This window comes from bacterium, assembly GCA_026129405.1.
Classification (GTDB): Bacteria; Desulfobacterota; Binatia; order DP-6; family DP-6; genus JAHCID01.
This window is the reverse complement of sequence record JAHCID010000007.1, coordinates 150,930-167,934: the sequence shown is the minus strand read 5'-3', so window position 1 is coordinate 167,934 and position 17,005 is coordinate 150,930. Positions and strand designations below refer to the sequence as shown.

The following is a 17,005-nucleotide window of genomic DNA, read 5'->3' as shown; positions in this document are numbered from 1 at the left end:
GGCGGAGGCGGATGCAGGAAAGCAAAGGCGACCCGGGCGCTGACCAACAGGTCAGGACGCATCGCGGCGTGGAGGAACGCATGCAGACCGAGGAGCAGGGCTCGCGCATCGTCGGGTTCGGCCGGCTGGAGCACGACGGGCGCCTGGAGGCCCTGGCCGCACGCACCGGGCTCGGCGCCGCCGAGCTGGAGGCGCTGCGCACCGAGGTGATGGCCTTCGAGGCCGCCGACCACATGATCGAGAACGCCGTCGGCGTGCTCGGGCTGCCGCTCGGTATCGGCCTCAACTTCCGCATCAACGGTCGCGATCGTCTGGTGCCGATGGCGGTCGAGGAGCCGTCCGTGGTCGCGGCGGCCAGCTCGGCCGCGCGGCTCGCGCGCGAGGCCGGCGGCTTCGAGGCCGACGCCGACCCGGGCGTCATGATCGGCCAGATCCTGCTGATCCGCGTGCCCGACGTCGCCGCCGCGCGCCTGCGCATCGAGCAGGCGGCGCCGCGCCTGATGGCGGCCGCCGACGCCGTCCACCCGAACATGGTGCGCCGCGGCGGCGGGGCGCGCGGCATCGAGGTGCGCGTGCTGCCCGACGCCGGCCTCGGCGGCATGCTCGCCGTCGACGTCCTGCTCGACTGCGGCGACGCCATGGGCGCCAACGCCGTCAACACCGTCGTCGAGGCGCTCGCGCCCGCCGTCGAGGAGCTCACCGGCGGCGAGGCGCGGCTGCGCATCCTCTCGAACCTCGCGGATCGCCGGCTCGCGCGTGCCCGCGTCCGCTTCCCCTTCGAGGTGCTGACGACGCGCACGTTGCCCGGCGACACCGTCGCCGCACGCGTCGCCGAGGCGTGGGCGCTCGCCTGGGTCGATCCCTACCGTGCCTGCACCCACAACAAGGGCGTCATGAACGGCATCGACGCCGTCGCGCTCGCGACCGGCAACGACTGGCGCGGCATCGAAGCGGGGGCGCACGCGTACGCCGTGCGCGAGGGCGCGTATCGTCCGCTCAGCACGTGGCGCGTCGAGGGCGGCGCCCTCGAAGGCCGCCTCGAGGTGCCGTTGGCCGTCGCGACCGTGGGCGGCAACCTCGAGCTGAACGCGCGCGCGCGTCTCGCGCTGCGGCTGCTCGGCGTCGAGTCGGCGCGGGATCTGGCGGCGGTGATGGCCGCCGTCGGGCTGGCACAGAACTTCGCGGCCCTGCGTGCGCTCGTCACCGACGGCATCCAGCGCGGCCACATGGCGCTGCACGCACGCGGCCTCGCGCTCGCGGTCGGCGCCTCCGAGGAGCTCGCCGACCGCGTCGTCGAGCGGCTCATCGCCTCGGGCGAGATCAAGCTGCACAAGGCGCGCGAGATCCTCGCCGCGCTGCATGCGGAAAGCGCGGCCCGGCGATGAGCTTCGCCGCCGTCACCGATCCGGGTGAGGTCGCCGCGCGCGGCCCGGCGCTCGACGACGCCATCGCCCGCAGCCAGGAGTACCTGCTCGGCCTGCAGGCGCCCGACGGCTACTGGCACGCGCCGCTCGAGGCCAACGTCGGGATGGACGCGCAGTACGTCGTCTTCAACCGCTTCATGGGCCGGCGTCCGCAGGAGACCGAGCAGCGGCTCGCGGCGCGCATGCTGGCGACGCAGTCGGACGACGGCAGCTGGCCCCTCTACCACGGGGGGCCGGGGCACCAGTCGACGACCATCGAGGCCTACTTCGCCCTCAAGCTGACCGGCGTCTCCGCGGATCATCCCGCGATGCGGCGTGCGCGCGAGTTCATCCTGGCGCACGGCGGGCTCGAGAAGGCGCAGGTGTTCACGCGCACGTTCCTCGCCTACTTCGGGCAGTTCCCGTGGTGGGGCCTGCCGGCGATGCCGGTCGAGCTCGTGCTGCTGCCGCCGTGGTTCCCGATCAACATCTGGAAGATGGCGAGCTGGGCGCGCGAGACGGTCGTGCCGATGACCGTGCTGATGGCGTTCCGGCCGCGCGTCGCGCTCGAGCCCGGCTGCGGCGTGGAGGAGCTGTGGTGCGACCCGAGCCCGACCCCCGAGTCGCTCGGCTTCCCGCGCAGCAGGCAGTTCTTCACCTGGCGCAACTTCTTCCTCGCCCTGAACCGCACGCTCGAGGTGGTGGGCAGGAGCCCCTGGAAGCCCTTCCGTGCCCGGGCGCTGCGCGCGGCGGAGCAGTGGATCCTGGAGCGCCAGGACGCGAACGGCGGCTGGGGCGGCATCCAGCCGCCGATGCTGAACTGCGTGATGGCGCTGCGCACGCTCGGCTACCGCGACGACCACCCCGCGATCGTGAACGGCATCCGGGGCATCGAGGACTTCCTCATAGAGCACCAGGGCCAGCTCTTCTTCCAGCCCTGCGTCTCGCCGACGTGGGACACGGCGCTCACCGCCAAGGCGCTCCTCGACTCCGACCTTCCCGGCACGCACGACGCGCTCGTGCGTGCCGCCGACTGGCTGATCGACAACCAGATCTTCGCCCCGGGCGACTGGAGCGTCTACAACCCCGACCTCGATCCCGGCGGCTGGGCGTTCGAGTTCGCGAACGACTGGTACCCCGACGTCGACGACTCGGCGGTGATCCTCATGGTGCTGGACCGCATCCGCGCGAGCGACGTCCGTCGCCAGCGCCGCGCGATCGCGTACGGCACCAACTGGTCCTATGGCATGCAGAGCCGGAGCGGCGGCTGGGGCGCCTTCGACACGGACAACGACGCCGCCTGGCTGAACGAGATACCGTTCGCCGACATGCGCGCGATGATCGACCCGCCGACGGAGGACCTGACCGGCCGCCTGCTCGAGCTGATGGGCCAGCAGGGCTTCGACCTCGGCTACGCGCGCGCCCGCCGCGGCCGCGCCTTCCTGCTGCGGACGCAGCGCCCCGACGGCTCGTGGTGGGGCCGCTGGGGCGCGAACTTCGTCTACGGCACCTGGTCGGCGCTCTCCGGCCTGCGCGCCATCGGCGACGAGCCCGAGGCGGCGCACATGCAGCGCGCCGTCGCCTGGCTGAAGCGGCACCAGAACGCCGACGGCGGCTTCGGCGAGACGCTCGCCTCGTACGACGACGAGACGCTGGCCGGGCAGGGCGAGTCGACGCCGTCGCAGACGGCGTGGGCGGTGCTCGGGCTGCTCGCCGGCGAGCGCGGCGCGAGCCCGGAGTGCGAGCGCGCCGTCGCCTGGCTGCTCGAGCGCCAACGGCCCGGTGGGGGGTGGGACGAGACGCTCTTCACCGGCACGGGATTCCCGGGCCACTTCTACCTGCGGTACTGGATGTACCGCGACTACTTCCCGCTCATGGCCCTCGGTCGCTGGCGCCGGCGTCTGCGCGGGACGGAGGCCGCATCGTGAGCACCCCCGATCCGATCGGCGTCGGCATCGACGCCCTGGGCGTCTACCTGCCGCGCTACGTGCTGCCGCTCGAGCGCCTCGCCGCGGCGCGCGACGTGCCGGCGGAGAAGATCACCGTCGGCCTCGGCGCGCACGCGATGGCCGTGACGCCGCCCTGGGAAGACACCGTCACGCTCGCCGTCAACGCCGCGGCGCCGCTGTTCGCGCGCGGCGAGGTGCGCCGCGACGAGATCGGGCTCCTCGTCCTCGGCACCGAGACGGCCGTCGACCACGCCAAGCCCGCCAGCATCTTCGTGCACGAGCTGCTCGGCCTGCCGGCGTCGTGCCGCACCTTCGAGGTGAAGCACGCCTGCTACGGCGGCACCGCCGGCGTGCTGCTCGCCGCCGACTGGGTGCGCTCGCCGGCGTCGCGCGGGCGCAAGGCGCTGGTGCTCGCGTCGGACATCGCCCGCTACGAGCTCGGCTCCAGCGCCGAGTTCACGCAGGGCGCGGGCGCGGCGGCGATGGTGGTCTCGGCGGCGCCGCGGCTCCTGCGGCTGGATCCGGCGACCGGCGTCCATGCGAGCAGCGTCTGGGACTTCTGGAGGCCGCTCGACCGCCGCGAGGCGCTCGTCGACGGCAAGTTCTCGCTCGACTGCTATCTCGACGCGCTGACCGGCGCGCTCGCCGACTGGCGCACGGCGCGCAACGGCGACGGCGCGGGGCCGCTGCTCGAGCGCTTCGCAGCCTTCCTCTACCACACGCCCTTTCCGAAGATGGCGCACAAGGCGCACGCGCGCCTCGTCGCCGGCGAGGACGGCGACGCCGACGCGCGCGCGCACGCCTTCGAGCGCTCGTACGCCGAGCGCGTCGACCCGTGGCTGGCGCTGGCGCGGCAGTCGGGCAACACCTACACGGCGTCGCTCTGGCTGGCCCTGGCCTGGATGGCGGAGCAGCACGCGAGCGCGCTGGAGGAACGCGACGTCGCGCTCTTCTCCTACGGCTCGGGCAGCTGCGCCGAGTTCTTCACCGGCCGCTTCCCGACCGGCAGCGCGGCGGCGGCGGGCGCGATCGGCGCGCGCGCGCTGCTCGCGGGCCGGCGCGAGGTCGACGTCGCCGAGTACGAGGCGCTGCTGCGCGACGGGCCGCGCGGCGGCACGCCGCCGGCGGGCTACGGCGGCGTCTGCCATCTCGCCGAGGTGCGCGACCACAAGCGCGTGTACCGCTCGGAGGCGTGGGCGGCGTGATTCCGTCGGCGCTCGCCGAGGCGCACGCCTACTGCCGCGACGTGCTGAAGCGCAGCGGCAGCAACTTCGCGCAGGCGTTCCGCCTCCTGCCGCCCGAGCGGCGCGCCGGCCTCGAGGCGGTGTACGCGTTCTGTCGCTTCGTCGACGACGTCGCCGACGACGAGGGGCGCAAGGACCCGGCCGCGCTGCTCGCGCGCTGGCGCGACGAGCTGGATCGCGTCGTCGCCGGCAATGCGACGCATCCCATCGGCGTGGCGCTCGCCGACGCCGTGCAGCGCTTCCGGCTGCCGCGCGAGCCGTTCGAGGAGCTGATCCACGGCGTCGAGATGGATCTCCGCGTCCGTCGCTACGCGACCTGGGACGACCTCTACACCTACTGCTGGCGGGTGGCGTCCACGGTCGGGCTCCTCTGCATCGAGGTGTTCGGCCGCAAGCACGACTCCGCGACCGACTACGCCGTCGACCTCGGGATCGCCTTCCAGCTGACGAACATCCTGCGCGACGTCGCCGAGGACGCGCAGCGCGGGCGCATCTACCTGCCGCTCGAGGACCTGGCGCGCTTCGACGTGTCGGAAGACGAGCTGCTCTCCGGCCGCTGGTCGCCGCACGTGGGCGCGCTGCTCGCGTTCGAGTGCGGGCGGGCGCGGGCCTACTACCTGCGGGCGTCGGGCGCGCTCGATCCGGGCGACCGCCGGGCGCTCGCGCCGGCCGAGGCCATGCGCGCGATCTACGAGCGGTTGCTCGATCGCATCGAGGCGCGGCGCTTCGACGTCTTCGGCGCCCGCGTCACGCTGCACCGCTACGAGAAGGTCGGCCTCGCGCTCGCGGCGTGGGGGCGCTCGCAGCTGGCGGCGCTGACGTGACCCGCCACGTGGTGATCGTCGGTGGGGGCTTCGCGGGGCTCGCCGCCGGGGTCGCGCTCGCCGAGCGCGGGCTGGGTGTCACCGTGCTGGAGGCGCGCCAGCGTCTCGGCGGCCGCGCCTACTCGTTCCGCGACGCGGCGACCGGCGAGACCGTCGACAACGGCCAGCACGCGATGATGGGCTGCTACACGCGCACGCTCGGCTTCCTGCGCCGCATCGGTGCCGCCGGGAAGCTCGTGCGCCAGGAGAACCTGCGCGTCGACCTCGTGCATCCGACCGAGGGGAAGGGCTCGATCGCATGCCCGGGCTGGCCGAGCCCGCTGCACATGCTCGCCGGCATCACGCGCTATCGCCTGCTGTCGCGCGGCGAGCGCCTGCGGGCGCTGCTCGGCGGCCTGCGGCTCCTCGCGCGTCACCGGCGCCGGGACGCGGCCCTGGCGGCGGCGACGGTCGACGAGCTGCTCGTCGGGCTCGGACAGTCGGCGCACGCGCGCGCCGCGTTCTGGACGCCCGTCGTGCTGGCGACGCTGAACGAGTCGCCCGAGCGCGCCGCCGCCGGCCCGTTCGCCGAGGTGCTGGCGCGCGCCTTCTTCCGCTCGCGCGCCGACTCGCAGTTCGTGCTGCCGCGCGTGGGCCTGTCGGACCTCTACACCGACGACGCCCGCCGTCACATCGAGGCGCACGGCGGCCGCGTCGAGTCGGGCGCGCCGGCGGCGGCGCTCGAGACCGACGGCACGCGCCTGTCGGCCGTCGTGCTGCGCGACGGGCGGCGGCTCGCCGCCGACGCCTGCATCAGCACGGTGACGCCGCGTGCGCTGGGCCCGCTGCTGCCGCCCGCGCTGCGCGCCGCCCCCGCCCTGGACGGCCTCGACGCCTTCGAGACCTCGCCCATCGTCTCGGCCCACTGCTGGCTCGACCGCCCCGTGCTGGACGGCGACTTCGTCGGGCTCCTCGGCACGACCACGCAGTGGGCGTTCAACCGCACCCGGCTGACGGGCGAGACGGCCGGCGGGGGGCAGTGCGTCAGCGCCGTCATCAGCGCCGGGCGGGAGGTCGTCGGCTGGGAGACGTCGCGGGTCGCCGAGCGCGTCCTCGCCGACCTGCGCGCCGTGCTGCCGGCGGCGCGTGCGGCGGCGCTGCGGCACGCGGTGGTGGTGAAGGAGAAGCACGCGACGACGTCGCTGACGCCGGCGACCGAGCGCCGGCGACCCGGCCCGGTGACGCCGCTCGGCGGCTTCTTCCTGGCCGGCGACTGGACGGCCACCGGCCTGCCCGCCACCATCGAGAGCGCCGTCGAGAGCGGCGAGCGCGCCGCGGAATTGGTGGCGGCGCAATGGGGCGCGTGCTAGGCGCCCGAGAGCACACGGAGGACCCGATGCGATTTCCCCTGCACGTCGCCACCGACATGATGAAGTGGCAGCTCCGCAACTGGTGGGCCGGCAACCGGCGCTATCCGTTCGTGCTGATGCTGGAGCCCCTGCACACGTGCAACCTCGCCTGCATCGGCTGCTCGCCGGAGCGCTACAACGGCAACCTGAAGGACCGCCTCACGGTCGACCAATGCCTCGAGGCGGTCGACCAGTGCGGGGCGCCGGTGGTGTCGATCTGCGGCGGCGAGCCGACGGTGTATCCGGAGCTGGCCGAGCTGGTCGAGCGGACGATCGCGCGCAAGAAGCACGTCATCGTCTGCACCAACGGCATCCTCCTCGACCGCTTCTGGAAGAAGGGCACGCCGCACAAGCGCCTCATGATCAACGTGCACCTCGACGGCATGCGTGCGACGCACGACAAGATCACCGACCGCCCGGGCACCTTCGACCGGGCGATCGAGATGATCAGGGAGGGCAAGCAGCGCGGCTACGCCGTGTGCACCAACACCACGATCTTCCGCGAGACCGGCATGGACGAGATCGAGGAGATGTGCGCCTTCCTCACGGGCCTCGGCATCGACGGCATCCTGCTCTCGCCCGGCTACCACTACGAGAAGATCGCGGCGGACCGGTTCCTCCACAAGCAGGAGACGCACGAGAAGTTCACGCGCGTGCTCGAGCTGGCGAAGCGCTACCCGGTGTCGTCGACGCCGCTCTTCCTCGAGTTCGCCGCCGGCAAGCGCGACTACCCGTGCACGCCGTGGGGCAACCCGACGCGCTCGCCGAAGGGCTGGAAGGGTCCCTGCTACCTGATCGAAGGCAAGTACTACCCGACCTGGCGCGACTTCTGGGGCGGCGTCGACTGGGACTACTGGGAGACGCGCGAGGACGCGCGCTGCCAGAACTGCTTCATGCACTCCGGCTTCGAGCCGTCCGTCGTGCGCAAGCTCGGCGACTCGCCGAGCGACGTGCTGCGCATGGCCCGCTGGCAGATGGGCGCGTGACGGCGAGGCGGCCGGGCGACGGCGTCGCCCGGCCGCGCCGTGCGCGTCAGCGTCGCAGCCGCAGCTTCAGGACCAGCTTGCCGGACGAGGCGCGGTCGGCGCCGACGATCTGGAGCGTCGCGCGCAGTACCTTCGGGGCACCCTGCTTGTCGACCTGGTAGACGAGCGGCGCGTCGGCGAGCGTCACGTTCCAGCCCGTCTGCCCGGTGAGCGCCTCGATGCGCGCGACGACGTCCGAGAGCAGCGCGCGCCGGCTCTCGGCGTCGAGCGTCAGCGTGCGCGTGCGCCGCTTCCCGGAGCCGATGGCGGCGCGCAGCATGGTGCCGCGGTCGGTCTCGACGACGGCCGTGTCGGCGAGGCCGAGCCGCCAGGTGAGGTCCTTCCACGTCGTGCGGCGGCCGCCGAAGCGGAGCTTCGCCGTGCCGCGCAACGCCTGCGGCTCGGCGGGGAACGGCACCGGCAGGAGGTTGCGCGCGAAGAACGCCCAGGCCTCCTCGGCGAGGTTCAGGTCGGGGTTGACGTAGAGGATGTGGCCGCTGAAGAACGCGCCCGGGTACTCCTGTGCGACGACGCTGCACAGGCCCACCTCGAAGCCTGTCGCGCACTGCGCCGGGGCGAACGTCTCGCAGCGGGCGGCGCCGTGCGGCACCAGCGCCGGCGTGCCGGAGCAGCCGTGGATGTCGCGCCAGCGGGCGAAGGTCCCCGGCGCCGAGCCGAACGAGCCGTTCTCGTACGCGACCAGGACGTCGGTCAGGCCCATCACCATGCGGATCGGCATCGGGCGGGCGGGCGCGCAGGTGGCGAGGTTCGGATAGGGCAGGGGAAACGCCATCGGCGCCGCCGCCGCGAACAGGTCGGACGCCTCGCAGGCGAGCTTGTGCGACATCGCGCCGCCGTTCGAGAGGCCGGTGACGTAGGTCCGCCGCCGATCGACGTTGCCTTCGGCCGTCGCCGCCTCGATGACGGCGCGCAGGAAGGCGACGTCGTCGAGCCCCGGATTGCCGCAGCACACCCCGGCGTTCCACGCGTTGTTGAGGCCCTGCGGCCACACGACCAGGAACCCCTCCCGGTTGCTCACCGCCTCGAGGCCCGACAGCGCCTGCTGCACCGCTGCGTTCGCGCTCCAGCCGTGGATGTCGAGCACCAGCGGCACCTGCTTCGCCGGCGTCCAGCCGGGCGGCACGTGGACGCGGTACGTGCGCGTCTGACCGCCGACGTCGATGGTGCGGTCGTTGTCTCCGGGCACGAGGACCGCCGCCGCGAGCGACGGGAGCAGCAGGGCGGTGAGGAGGAGCGAGGGAAGCAGCATGCGGCGAATCTCCCGGTGTCAGCGGCGCTTCAGCGCCAGGGTGAGGCGACCCACGGCGGCGCCTGCCACGTCGCTCCGCCGGATGCGGAGCGTGGCGCGCAGCGCCCGCGGGACGCCGTTGCGGTCGAGCTGGACGTGCAGGACGGCGTTCGGGTCGAGGGTGATCTGCCAGCCCGACGTGCCGGTGAGCGCCTCGACGTGCGCGAGCACCTCGGCGGTCAGCCGCTCCAGCGACGGGGCGGTCGGGGTCAGCGTCACTGCGCGTGCACGCTTGCGGCGTCGCGCGCTGCCGCCGAGCTTCGCGCCGTCGGCGGTCGTCGCGTTCCACGTGCCGGCGCTCACCGCCGCCGTCCAGGTGATGCGCTCGCGCGCGCCCTTGCGGGTGCCGAAGCGCAGCCGTGCGGTGCCCGAGAGCGCGGTCTCGGCCGCCGGTGCGACCTCGGACAGCGTGAAGCGGGAGAGGAAGCGCCACGCTTCCTCGGCGAGCACGAGCTGGTCGTTCAGGTAGAGGACGTGCCCGCTGATCGGCAGTCCGGGAAAGGCCTGCGCGACCACGCTGCACAGAGAGACCTCGACTCCGGCGTTGCACGACGCGTACGTCTCGCAGCGCGCGACGCCGTGGGCCACGGTCGCCGGCGTGCCGGTGCAGCCGTTCGCGTCGCGCCACCAGGCGAAGGTGTCGGCCGCGGACGGGAACGGGCCGCCCTCGTAGGCGACGAGGGTGTCGGTGAGGCCCATCACGGTCAGCACCGGGATGGCGCGCGCCGGCCGGCAGTCCGCGAAGTCGGCGTACGGCAGCGGGAAGGCCATCGGCGCCACCGCCGCGAAGAGGTCGGCGGCGTCGCAGGCGAGGCGATGCGACATGGCGCCGCCGTTCGAGAGGCCCGTCGCGTAGATGCGCTCGGGGTCGACGCGGACCTCGGCGGCCGTGCGCGCGACCACCTCGCGCAGGAAGGCGACGTCGTCCCGGCTGGCGCCGGCGCAGCAGATGCCGGCGTTCCAGGCGTTGTCGACGCCGTTCGGCCACACCACGAGGACGCCCTCGCGATCGGCCACCGCCTGGATCCCGGAGACGATGCGCTGCTCGGCGCCGGTCGACGTCCAGCCGTGCAGGTCGAGGACCAGCGGCAGGTCCCGCGTGCCGTCGTATCCGGGCGGGACGTGCAGCACCCAGTCCCGCGGCGTCCCCGCGACGTCGCCGGTCCGCGGATGGTCCCCGGGGCCGACGGCAGCGGCCACGAGGCCAGGGACGAGCAGGGCCACCAGCCCCAACGCGGCGCGCATGACGCCGGCATGGGTACCGCGTCGCCCTCCGTGCCATCAACCCCGCACCGTGTCAGACGCGTCGCTGCACGGGCCGTACGGCCACCGAAGCCGACCGCAGGCGCGCCCGGCGCGGCCTCAGGACGCCTTGAACTCCTCGCCCTTCGCCGTCTTCTCGCGCAGCACCGTGAGCAGCCTCTCGGGCCCGCCCGACGCTACGATGTCCTGGAACTGCGAGCGGAAGTTCGACACCAGGCTCACCTGCTCGATCACGAAGTCGATGATCTTCCACTGCCCGTCGACCTTGCGCAGCCGGTAGTCGAGGTCGACGTCGGCGCCCGCGCCGCCGCGCAGGATGCGCGACTTCACGGTGACGTCGCCGTTCGACTCGGTGCGCTCGCTGGTCACCTGGATCTTCTCGTTGCGGTACTGGTCGAGGCGCCGGCCGTAGGTCTGCGAGAGGTGGCGGCGGAACTCGCGCATGAACTCGTCCTGCTGCGCGGGCGAGAAGCGGCTCCAGTTCCGCGCCAGGACGAGGCGCGAGAGGATCTCGAAGTCGACGCCCGAGACGACGATGTCCTCCACCTGCTGGCGCTTCTGCTCCTGCGACAGCGCCTCGTTCGAGAGGACCGCGATGATCCGGTCGGCGTTCGCCTGCACGACCGCCTTCGGATCCTCCCCGGCGCGCGCCACCGCGACGGTCGCGAGCAGCACGAAGGCCCCGAGGGCGAGGCGCTCAGTCCACGATCTCGTAGAGGCTGTCGTCATAGGTCTTGTCCTTTTCCGCGCGGTCCTCGATGAGCGCCTGCCGGCGCTGGAGATAGGCGTTGCGCACGAAGACGTAGTAGTCGAACGACGCCTCCTTCGCCTCCGCGACCTCGCTCAGGAAGGCGGCGCGGGTGTTGATCACGTCGAGGATGCGCGGGCCGATCGTCACCGCCGCGCTGACGAAGAACGGATAGATCGTCGCGGCGGCGTCGACGGGCAGCCCGGCGGTGTCGCGCACGGTCGACGGGCCGAGGATGGGGAGCACGAAGTAGGGCCCGGCGGGCGTGCCCCAGTGCGCCATGGTCTGGCCGAAGTCCTCGTACGACTGGCGCAGGCCGAGGTCGCTCGCCGGGTCGAGGAAGCCGGCGCCGCCGATCGCCGTGTTGACGACGAAGCGGGCCACGTCCTGCGAGGCGTCGAACAGCTTCAGCTGGAAGACGTTGTTCACGAAGTTCACCGGGAAGCGCAGGTTGTTGAAGAAGTTCGAGAACCCGGTGCGCATCGGCTGCGGCGTGATGTACGCCCAGCCCCTCGCCGTGGGCTCGAGCACCCAGGTGTCGAGGCCGTCGTTGAAGGCGAAGATCTTGCGGTTGAAGCCCTCCCAGGGGTCGTACTCCACGATCTGGGGCGCGACCTCGGCAGGCGTCTGCGCCTGTGCTGCCGCCGGGGCGGCCGTCGCCGGCCGCTCCACCTCCGGGGCACTCTCGTCGGCGTGGGCCGGGGGCGCGCCGCCCGCGAGACAGAGCCCCAGCCCGAGCGCAGCCCCGAGCCATGCGAGACGCGACATCACGATCCTCCCCCTCCGTCGCCCTTTCCGACGTCCGTATTGTGGATGAACTTCCCCAGCAGCCGCTCGAGCAGCACCGCCGACTCCGTGAACGCGAGCGCATCGCCCGACTTGAGGAGAGTGTCGTCGCCGCCGAGCTGAAGCGAGACGTAGCGGTCGCCGAGGAGGCCGGCGGTCACGATCGAGGCCGAGGTGTCGCTCGGCAGCCGCAGCGCCGGGTCGAGCTGGAGGGTCGCGCGGGCGCGGTAGTCCTGGTCGAGCGCGATGCCGCTCACCTGGCCGACCTTCACGCCCGAGATCACCACCGGCGCGCGCGCCTTGAGGCCCCCGAGCTCGTCGAAGTCGGCGTAGACGACGAGCGGCTCGGTGGTCGTGAACGTGACCCCGCCGACGCGCAGGGACAGGTAGGCGATGGCCGCGAGGCCCGCGACGACGAAGAGTCCGACGAGGAGATCGCGTCCCGGAGAACGGCTCACGTGCTCATACCCCCCACAGCGCAGTGATGACGTAGTCGATCAGCAGGATGGACACCGAGCCGACCACGACGGTCGCGGTCGTGGCGGCGCTCACGCCCGCCGACGTCGGCGCGCTCGTGAACCCGCGGTAGGTCGCGATCAGCCCGACCAGACCGCCGAACACCACCGCCTTCACGAGGCTGCCGAGCACGTCGTCGTGGAAGTCGACCGAGGTCTCGAGGCTCGACAGGTAGGCGCCGCCGTCGACGCCGAGCAGCTTCACGCCGACGAGGTAGCCGCCGAACACGCCGCACACGATGAACAGGGCCGACAGCAGCGGCATCACCAGCACCATGGCCACGGCCTTCGGCGTGACGACGACGTCGACCGGGTCGATGGACATCATGCGCAGGCCGTCGAGCTGCTCGGTGGCGACCATCGTGCCGATCTCCGCCGCGGTGGCGGAGCCGGCGCGGCCGGTGGCGAGGAGCGCCGTCAGCACGGGTCCGAGCTCGCGCACGAGGCTCAGGCCGACGACCGCCCCGAGCGCGCCCGTGGCGCCGAAGCGCTCGAGCGTGTTGTAGCCCTGGAGGCCCAGCACCATCCCCACCGCGAGCCCGCAGACGCAGATCACGACCAGGGACAGGACGCCCAGCTTGTACATCTCGTCGAGCAGCGCCCGGAAGCGGTACGGCGGCAGGACGATGCAGCGGACGACGTCGCCGGCGAACTGCGCCATCCGGCCGAGGTCGGCGACCGTGCGCACGGCGAGGAAGCCGAGGTCGCGGATCGGCCCGAGCATCACGCCGTCTCCGAGAGCGCCGACGGGTCGTGCTCGTCACCGGGGTCTTCCCCGAGGAAGGCGCGGACGCGCCGGTCCGGGCTCTGGCGCAGCTCGGCGGGCGGACCCTGGACGGCGCCGCCGTCCTGGAGCAGCACGATCCAGTCGGCCATGCGCATGGTGGAGTCGATGTCGTGCGAGACGACGACCAGGGTGAGCCCGTGGCCGGCGTTGATCCGGCGCAGGAGGCCCTCGATGCGCTTCGTCGAGATGGGATCGAGGCCGGAGAACGGCTCGTCGGCGAGGACGATGCCGGGGCGGCGGATGATCGCGCGCGCGAGTCCCACGCGCTTCACCATGCCGCCCGAGAGCTGGCTCGGCAGGAGGTCGTCGACGTCGCGCAGCCCGACGGCGGCGAGCCGGTCGTGCACCTCGGTCGCGATGGCGGTCTCGTCGAGATCGGTGTGCTCGCGCAGCGGGAAGGCGAGGTTGTCGAAGACCGACATCGAGTCGAGCAGCGCCCCGCTCTGGAACAGCATGCCGACCCCGCGGCGCACCTCGTAGAGCTCGCGCTCGGAGAGCCGGGTGACGTCGCGGCCGTCGACGCGGATGTGGCCGGCCCGCGGCTGCACGAGGCCGCCGATCAGGCGCAGCATCGTGCTCTTGCCCGAGCCGCTGCCGCCCAGGATCACGGTGATGCGCCCGCGGGGCATGACGCACGACAGGTTCCGGAAGACCGTTCGCCCGCCGAAGCCCATCTCCACCGCTTCGAACTCGATATGTGCGCCCTCGCCCATGCCCGGGGTGAGCTCGTCCTTGTAACAGTATCGGGCGTTGGCGCCAGCGGCTGGAGGTGTCAGGCGATTGGCCCGGCGCGCACCGGGTCTCACCCGGGCGGGAAGCGGATGGGGGCGCCGGGCCCCAGCGGGAGACCGAGGAGCACCCAGGCGACGGCCAGGGCGCTCCAGGCGACGCCGAAGGCGACGGCGTACGGCACCATCGCCGCGAGCAGCGTGCCGAGCCGCACCTCGGGGGCCCAGCGGCGCACGGCCACGATGACGATCGGGAAGTAGGGGTTCAGGGGCGTGACGCAGTTGGCGAAGGAATCGCCGACCCGGTAGAGCGCCTGCGTCACCTCGGGCGACCAGCCGAGCGCCATGAACATGGGCACGAAGACGGGTGCCATCGCGGCCCATTTGGCCGAGGCGCTCGCCATGATGAGATCGATGAACGCGGTGAGGCCCACGAATCCGAGGAGGAGGGGCACGCCGTTCAGGTCGGCGGCGCGGAGCGCATTCGCACCCGAGATCGCGACCACGAGCCCCAGCTCCGACTGGCGGAACCAGGCGACGAACTGTCCGGCGAAGAACGCGAGCACGACGTAGGGCCCCATGTCGGCCATCGCCCGCGCCATCATGCCGGCGGCGTCGCGGTCCGAGCGCAGCGAGCCGGTGGCGACGCCGTAGGCGATGCCGGGGACGGCGAACACCACCGTCAGCAGCGTCACGAGGCTCGCGAAGAACGGCTCCAGGTCGCCCGTCTCGGGCGCGCGCAGCGGCGCGCCGGGCAGGGCGAGCGCGACCACGCCGGCGAGCGCGACCACGACGGCGACGCCCGCCCAGCGCAGCCCGCGGCGCTCGAGCGCGTCGAGCGGGGTCAGCGCCGGCACGTCGGCGGGCGGCGTCCAGGCGCCGAGCCGCGGCTCGACGATGCGGTCGGAGACGAACCAGCCCACCAGCGTCAGCAGCGGCACCGAGGCGGCGAGGAACCAGTAGTTCGCCGTCGCGTAGACGGTGTACGACGGATCCCACAGCCGCGCCGCCTCCTGCGTGAGCCCGGCCAGCATCGGGTCGAGCGCCGACAGGAAGAGGTTGGCCGAGAAGCCGCCCGCGACGCCGGCGAACACGGCGGCGACGCCGGCGAGCGGGTGGCGGCCGAGGGTCGCGAAGAGCAGGGCCGCGAGCGGCGTCAGCACGACGTAGCCGGCGTCGGCGGCGACGTGGGAGTTGAGCCCCGCGAGCACGACGGCCGGCGTCACCAGCCGCGGCGGCACGCCGGTGACCGAGGCCCGCAGCACCGCGGCGAGGAGCCCGCTGCGCTCGGCGATGCCGATCCCGAGCATCACCGTCAGCACGACGCCGAGCGGCGCGAAGCCGGTGAAGTTCGGGACCACGCCCGTCAACACGGTGCGCAGGCCCGCCGACGACAGCAGGTCGACCACACCGACGCGCGCGCCGGTCACGGGATGCGTCACCGCGAGGCCGAGGTGCGCGGCGATCGACGACGCCGCCAGCGTCGCGGCCCCGAGCAACACGAAGATGGTCACGGGATCCGGCAGGCGGTTGCCGAGGCGCTCGATGCGCCCGAGGAGCCCGCCCGCCACCGGCCCGTCCATCGCGCGCCGTGATAGCGGCTTGGGGGCCCGGCGGGAAGCTTGCTAAGAGCTCCGCGTGCGAGCCGGCGATCGCGCGCGGTGGTGGGTGCTGCTCGGCTGCCTCGTCTGCCAGATGGGGCTCGGGCTCGGCGGGTACGTCTTCGCCGTCTTCCTGAAGCCCGTGGTCGCCGAGATGGGCTGGAGCCGGACGGCCTTCGCGGCCGCGGGTGGACCGCTGCTGCTCGCCATGGCGCTGGCGAGCCCGCTCGTCGGCGCGCTGGTCGAGCGCGTCGGCGCGCGGGCGGTCTTCGCCTCCGCCATCACGCTGGTGGCGGCCGCCCTGCTCGGGCTGTCGGTCATGCAATCGCTGTGGTCGTTCTACGCGCTCGGGTTCCTCCTCGGGGTCGCGATCACGGGGCTCGGCGACATCCCGGCGGGCGGCGTGGTGTCGGCCTGGTTCGGGCGCCGGCGCGGGCTCGCGCTCGGGCTCGTGTTCGTGGGCTCGAACCTGGGCGGGGCGCTCGTGCCGCTGGTCGCGGCGGAGGTCGCGGCGAGCGCGGGCTGGCGCGTGGCGCTGCGCGTGCTCGCCGTCGGCGGCTGGCTCCTCATCATCCCCTTCGCGCTGTGGGCGGTGCGCGAGCGGCCCGCGGACGCGCAGGCCGCGCCGGAGATCCCGCCCGACACGCTCGGCGGCGCGACGCTCGCCGAGGCCGTGCGGACGCCCGCGTTCTGGATCCTGGCGGGCGTCCTCTTCACCTTCTACTTCTACTACCTCGGCGTGAACCACCACCTGGTGGCGTTCCTCACCGACGTCGGCTTCAGCGACGCCGCCGCGGCGCGCCGGTTCGCGTGGGCGATCGCGGTCGGGATCGCGGGCAAGATCGGCGTCGGCCTCGTCGCCGACCGCATCCCCGTCCATCGGGCCGCGCTCCTGACCTTCGGTCTGCTGACGCTCGGCTCCTTCGCGCTGCTCGCCGTCGGCGAGGTGCCGCGGCTCCTGCCGCTGTTCCTCACCGTGCACGGGCTCACGGTCGCGGCGGAGAACGTCATGCTGCCGCTGCTCGTGGCGTGGTGCTTCGGGGCGCAACACCTGACGCGCATCTACGGCACCCTCATGCTCGCGCTGCTGCCCGGGGGCTTCCTCGGCGCCGTCTTCGCGGCCTGGGTGCAGGATCGGACGGGGCGCTACCTGCCGGCCTTCGTGGTGTTCGCGGTGCTGAACGCGTGCGCGCTCGGCGCGCTCGCGCGGCTGCGCGGCGCGGCCGCACGCAGCGGTGGATGATCGGCCGCCGGTCGGACGCCGTCGCGCCTTCCGCGTCGCCCCGTCGACATGCGGAGCGCCCGCCGTCGCCGGCCATGCGAACCTGCATCGCCCGCCGGCGTCGCCCGGTGCCCGCCGCGCGTGCGGCGCAATGCCCAGCCATCGGGCAGCGCGCGCCTCGGGATGCCGGGGGCCGACGGTCCCGTCTGTACC

General features: G+C 73.3%; 15 protein-coding genes. 7 read left to right on the top strand and 8 right to left on the bottom strand.

Going from position 1 to position 17,005, the window contains the following annotated elements:
• Positions 1 to 80: 80 nt before the first annotated feature.
• Genes KIT14_21185 through hpnH form a run of 6 tightly spaced genes read left to right on the top strand, consistent with a single transcriptional unit; the run spans position 81 to position 7,794 of the window.
• A complete protein-coding gene (locus KIT14_21185) occupies positions 81 to 1,385 on the top strand; it encodes a hydroxymethylglutaryl-CoA reductase, degradative (GenBank protein ID MCW5893038.1) in 1,305 nt (434 codons plus the stop codon).
• Positions 1,382 to 3,331: a squalene--hopene cyclase gene (gene shc / locus KIT14_21180; GenBank protein MCW5893037.1), complete on the top strand. Its 1,950-nt coding sequence runs from the start codon at positions 1,382 to 1,384 to the stop codon at positions 3,329 to 3,331. Before KIT14_21185 ends, shc begins: the two co-directional genes overlap by 4 nt.
• Entirely contained in the window at positions 3,328 to 4,557 is a 1,230-nt protein-coding gene (locus tag KIT14_21175; protein MCW5893036.1) for a hydroxymethylglutaryl-CoA synthase, read from the top strand. Before shc ends, KIT14_21175 begins: the two co-directional genes overlap by 4 nt.
• Complete coding sequence (gene hpnD / locus KIT14_21170; GenBank protein ID MCW5893035.1) at positions 4,557 to 5,420, top strand: presqualene diphosphate synthase HpnD; 864 nt, start codon at positions 4,557 to 4,559, stop codon at positions 5,418 to 5,420. Before KIT14_21175 ends, hpnD begins: the two co-directional genes overlap by 1 nt.
• On the top strand, positions 5,417 to 6,769 hold the full coding sequence (gene hpnE / locus KIT14_21165) for a hydroxysqualene dehydroxylase HpnE (GenBank protein MCW5893034.1): 1,353 nt from the start codon (positions 5,417 to 5,419) through the stop codon (positions 6,767 to 6,769). Before hpnD ends, hpnE begins: the two co-directional genes overlap by 4 nt.
• Positions 6,770 to 6,795: 26 nt before the next feature.
• Positions 6,796 to 7,794, top strand: a complete 999-nt coding sequence (gene hpnH, locus KIT14_21160) for an adenosyl-hopene transferase HpnH (protein ID MCW5893033.1) — start codon at positions 6,796 to 6,798, stop codon at positions 7,792 to 7,794.
• 46 nt (positions 7,795 to 7,840) lie between these two features.
• On the opposite strand, the gene KIT14_21155 is transcribed toward hpnH, so the two are convergent.
• The 8 genes from KIT14_21155 to KIT14_21120 all read right to left on the bottom strand — a co-directional run bounded on the left by KIT14_21155 (position 7,841) and on the right by KIT14_21120 (position 15,552).
• A complete protein-coding gene (locus tag KIT14_21155) occupies positions 7,841 to 9,103 on the bottom strand; it encodes a prolyl oligopeptidase family serine peptidase (protein ID MCW5893032.1) in 1,263 nt (420 codons plus the stop codon).
• A gap of 18 nt (positions 9,104 to 9,121) precedes the next feature.
• Positions 9,122 to 10,387: a hypothetical protein gene (locus tag KIT14_21150; protein MCW5893031.1), complete on the bottom strand. Its 1,266-nt coding sequence runs from the start codon at positions 10,385 to 10,387 to the stop codon at positions 9,122 to 9,124.
• A 117-nt stretch (positions 10,388 to 10,504) separates the two neighbouring features.
• Positions 10,505 to 11,080 carry an ABC transporter substrate-binding protein gene (locus tag KIT14_21145; GenBank protein MCW5893030.1) on the bottom strand — a complete coding sequence of 192 codons (576 nt, stop codon included), beginning with the start codon at positions 11,078 to 11,080 and terminating at the stop codon, positions 10,505 to 10,507.
• 22 nt (positions 11,081 to 11,102) lie between these two features.
• Entirely contained in the window at positions 11,103 to 11,921 is an 819-nt protein-coding gene (locus KIT14_21140; protein MCW5893029.1) for a VacJ family lipoprotein, read from the bottom strand.
• Positions 11,921 to 12,397 carry an outer membrane lipid asymmetry maintenance protein MlaD gene (gene mlaD, locus KIT14_21135; GenBank protein ID MCW5893028.1) on the bottom strand — a complete coding sequence of 159 codons (477 nt, stop codon included), beginning with the start codon at positions 12,395 to 12,397 and terminating at the stop codon, positions 11,921 to 11,923. The genes KIT14_21140 and mlaD overlap by 1 nt, the downstream gene beginning before the upstream one ends.
• A gap of 4 nt (positions 12,398 to 12,401) precedes the next feature.
• Complete coding sequence (locus tag KIT14_21130; protein MCW5893027.1) at positions 12,402 to 13,178, bottom strand: ABC transporter permease; 777 nt, start codon at positions 13,176 to 13,178, stop codon at positions 12,402 to 12,404.
• On the bottom strand, positions 13,178 to 13,954 hold the full coding sequence (locus KIT14_21125; protein ID MCW5893026.1) for an ATP-binding cassette domain-containing protein: 777 nt from the start codon (positions 13,952 to 13,954) through the stop codon (positions 13,178 to 13,180). The genes KIT14_21130 and KIT14_21125 overlap by 1 nt, the downstream gene beginning before the upstream one ends.
• An 89-nt stretch (positions 13,955 to 14,043) precedes the next feature.
• Positions 14,044 to 15,552 (bottom strand): AbgT family transporter, encoded by a 1,509-nt coding sequence (locus KIT14_21120; protein ID MCW5893025.1) that lies wholly within the window; start codon positions 15,550 to 15,552, stop codon positions 14,044 to 14,046.
• 55 nt (positions 15,553 to 15,607) lie between these two features.
• Here KIT14_21120 and KIT14_21115 point away from each other — a divergent pair, with 55 nt between their 5' ends.
• Complete coding sequence (locus tag KIT14_21115) at positions 15,608 to 16,813, top strand: MFS transporter (GenBank protein MCW5893024.1); 1,206 nt, start codon at positions 15,608 to 15,610, stop codon at positions 16,811 to 16,813.
• The last annotated feature ends 192 nt before the right edge of the window (positions 16,814 to 17,005 follow it).

Excerpts from the sequence above, each read along its gene's own strand:
- KIT14_21125 (MCW5893026.1), bottom strand. The coding sequence starts at position 13,954 with ATGGGCGAGGGCGCACATATCGAGTTCGAAGCGGTGGAGATGGGCTTC.
- KIT14_21130 (MCW5893027.1), bottom strand. The coding sequence starts at position 13,178 with ATGCTCGGGCCGATCCGCGACCTCGGCTTCCTCGCCGTGCGCACGGTC.
- KIT14_21185 (MCW5893038.1), top strand. The coding sequence starts at position 81 with ATGCAGACCGAGGAGCAGGGCTCGCGCATCGTCGGGTTCGGCCGGCTG.
- hpnH (MCW5893033.1), top strand. The coding sequence starts at position 6,796 with ATGCGATTTCCCCTGCACGTCGCCACCGACATGATGAAGTGGCAGCTC.
- KIT14_21150 (MCW5893031.1), bottom strand. The coding sequence starts at position 10,387 with ATGCGCGCCGCGTTGGGGCTGGTGGCCCTGCTCGTCCCTGGCCTCGTG.
- shc (MCW5893037.1), top strand. The coding sequence starts at position 1,382 with ATGAGCTTCGCCGCCGTCACCGATCCGGGTGAGGTCGCCGCGCGCGGC.
- KIT14_21155 (MCW5893032.1), bottom strand. The coding sequence starts at position 9,103 with ATGCTGCTTCCCTCGCTCCTCCTCACCGCCCTGCTGCTCCCGTCGCTC.
- KIT14_21140 (MCW5893029.1), bottom strand. The coding sequence starts at position 11,921 with ATGTCGCGTCTCGCATGGCTCGGGGCTGCGCTCGGGCTGGGGCTCTGT.
- KIT14_21120 (MCW5893025.1), bottom strand. The coding sequence starts at position 15,552 with ATGGACGGGCCGGTGGCGGGCGGGCTCCTCGGGCGCATCGAGCGCCTC.